At 35.4% G+C, this 2567-nt stretch carries 3 protein-coding genes and 1 tRNA gene; 3 read left to right on the top strand and 1 reads right to left on the bottom strand.

Annotation, left to right across the window (positions count from 1 at the left end; translation table 11 throughout):
* Positions 1–535: 535 nt before the first annotated feature.
* Both B371_RS24225 and B371_RS0100720 read left to right on the top strand, forming a co-directional pair.
* Complete coding sequence (locus B371_RS24225; RefSeq protein WP_019412432.1) at positions 536–670, top strand: hypothetical protein; 135 nt, start codon at positions 536–538, stop codon at positions 668–670.
* On the top strand, positions 660–1112 hold the full coding sequence (locus tag B371_RS0100720; protein WP_019412431.1) for a putative toxin-antitoxin system toxin component, PIN family: 453 nt from the start codon (positions 660–662) through the stop codon (positions 1110–1112). The genes B371_RS24225 and B371_RS0100720 overlap by 11 nt, the downstream gene beginning before the upstream one ends.
* A gap of 328 nt (positions 1113–1440) precedes the next feature.
* Here the strand turns inward: B371_RS0100720 and B371_RS0100715 are convergent.
* Positions 1441–1512 (bottom strand) — tRNA-Arg (locus tag B371_RS0100715).
* A gap of 171 nt (positions 1513–1683) precedes the next feature.
* On the opposite strand from B371_RS0100715, the gene clpP reads away from it, so the two are divergent.
* Entirely contained in the window at positions 1684–2277 is a 594-nt protein-coding gene (gene clpP, locus B371_RS0100710) for an ATP-dependent Clp endopeptidase proteolytic subunit ClpP (RefSeq protein ID WP_019412430.1), read from the top strand.
* Positions 2278–2567 lie beyond the last annotated feature (290 nt).

Genomic DNA, 2567 nt, shown 5'->3' with positions numbered 1-2567 from the left:
GTATAATTGTTCGGGAATTCAGGGTAAAAATGAAGCTGTCGATTTGCGATACAACGCACTTTCATGTTTCGAAGCTAGCGTAGCGATGCAGAAACAGGCGGACGCTTTCCGCGGGCGGTCAATATTGCACAGACTGTTGCATATTATGCAAATGAATTAAAGCAAATAAGGAAGTCTCTCGTAGAAAGTAATGCGGATTTATCCGGTATCAAAAGCTTATGACGGAACTATTCGTTATCAATCAAGTTTCGCAAGGATTCCATCGCAATATGAATAACTCGAGAGATAGAGAAGCTAAGACTTCTGCGTCCAAAAGAAATATTTGCGAAAGAATCAGGCTAAAACGATTGGAAGAATAAAAGTTCGTTATGGCGTAGGCGCTACTTTTACTAAGTCGTAAGTTAAACAATTTTCAATGAGGTACCGTACCAATAATATGAAATATATGGTATAATCTAAATCATTATAGATAAAACTTGCACATATACATACCGAGAAGGATGTGATTAATATGTGTAATGAGGAGGATAAAGACATGGCAACTATTACAGAAAAACGTCCTAAAGCATTTGCAAAAATGAAAAATATCCTCAAAAAGGAAATGAAGGACCAAGGGTTAACTGTAGAAGATGTTAAAAAAACGTTAACAAATAAAAAAAATGAGAAATAAGCCTAGAGTTGTGATTGACACTAACATTTTTATTGAAGGTCTATTAGATGAAATTGATAGTAGTAAAAGAATTATTGAACTTTTTGATGATATTAAATTAACACTTTTATTTTCTCAAGACACTATTGGTGAACTTGTTTATATGATGAAAATAATGGCTAAGAAAAACATTCGGGATCTCGATAAGAGGATTGAGTTTTTAAATTATATAATTAATGTATTTTATCATTCATCGTCTATTAACACAGTAGATACAGATAATAGTTTACCAGTGAAATGTAATGATTCTCACGATGACATGTTTTTAGAGTGTGCTTATTTCGGCAATGCCGACTATTTAATTAGTAATGATATAGCTTCAGGAATGCACAAACTTGTTTTAGGGAAAGTTTCTATTCTGACATCGGAAGAGTTTATAGAGCAATATGACAAAAATGAATAGGAACAAACGCCACTGATGGAATAATCTTCGTTGGTGGCAGTTTTATGCGTTTAATCATCCTTTCTCGCAATAACGGAATACTGTTCCGCGGATTTCTTAATCGACGTATTCGATACGTGATCATAACGCTTCACCATATCGCATTTCGAATGACTGAGATTATTACGTGAACTGCGCCGTTTATTATAGTAAAAACGCGGTTACAGTTTACATAAACGCCAGACAACCGTACAATTACGTGGTATTCCACGGTGATTCATCGTCTGATTCAATGCATAAAAAAAGCCATATCAAACGTTAAAAAACGTTGATACAGCTGTTTACGTAACGCCCTCGGCGAGAATCGAACTCACATTTTAAGCTTCGGAGGCTTACGTGCTATCCATTGCACCACGAGGGCAAGCGACTTTTCTATTATACAAAGATAAGTGGAACAATACAACTTTAGTTTTTCGTACATAATATTTGACCTTCCTTGACCAACTTGTATATGATAAAGTAACAGCTGAGAAATACTAATAAAAACTCAGGATGTAATAAAATTAATTTATGTTTGAAGGAGGCAATTTCAATGAACTTAATTCCTACAGTTATTGAACAAACAAGCCGTGGAGAACGTGCTTATGACATTTACTCACGTTTATTAAAAGATCGTGTCATTATGCTTGGCAGTGGCATAGATGACAATGTTGCAAACTCTATTGTGGCGCAATTATTATTCCTAGAAGCAGATGATCCAGAGAAAGATATTTCAATTTATATTAATAGCCCAGGCGGAAGTATTACAGCAGGTATGGCGATTTTTGATACGATGCAATTTATTAGACCAGACGTACAAACTATTTGTATTGGTATGGCTGCATCAATGGGTGCTTTTTTACTAGCTGCTGGTACAAAAGGTAAGCGCTATGCTTTACCAAATTCCGAAGTCATGATTCACCAACCACTTGGTGGTGCTCAAGGGCAAGCTACTGAAATTGATATCGCTGCAAAACGTATTTTATTTTTACGTGACAAGCTAAATGGAATTTTGGCTGAAAGAACAGGCCAATCAGTTGAAGTAATTGCCAAAGATACTGAACGTGATAACTTTATGACAGCTGACCGTGCGAAAGAATATGGCTTAGTAGATCATATTATTTCTCGTAGTGATCTAAAAAAATAATTTTCTATGCTAGTGAAAATTTACTGGAAATATCGGAGTGAGTGGCTAATGCTGCTCACTCTTTTTGCTATAATGTAATCAAGAATTAATGTCATTTATTTGACCTTTTATTTAAGTAGTAGAGTCAAAAGGTAAGATCCATTTTTTAAAAGAAAGTATATAAATTTAGTGAGGCATGATCCAATATTTCTGGTATTTTAAGGAGTAGGTTCTAGTATGATACTGCTGATTTGCGCTCCACTGCGGGAAAAGCCTGTTCGGTGAGACCCCGCAGGAGCGCACAATGGAAC

The sequence above is a fragment of the Paenisporosarcina sp. TG20 genome (assembly GCF_000286315.1).
In the GTDB taxonomy this organism is placed as follows: domain Bacteria; phylum Bacillota; class Bacilli; order Bacillales_A; family Planococcaceae; genus Paenisporosarcina.
This window is presented reverse-complemented; position numbering and strand designations above follow the sequence as displayed.

Excerpts from the sequence above, each read along its gene's own strand:
- B371_RS24225 (WP_019412432.1), top strand. The coding sequence starts at position 536 with ATGGCAACTATTACAGAAAAACGTCCTAAAGCATTTGCAAAAATGAAA.
- B371_RS0100720 (WP_019412431.1), top strand. The coding sequence starts at position 660 with ATGAGAAATAAGCCTAGAGTTGTGATTGACACTAACATTTTTATTGAA.
- clpP (WP_019412430.1), top strand. The coding sequence starts at position 1,684 with ATGAACTTAATTCCTACAGTTATTGAACAAACAAGCCGTGGAGAACGT.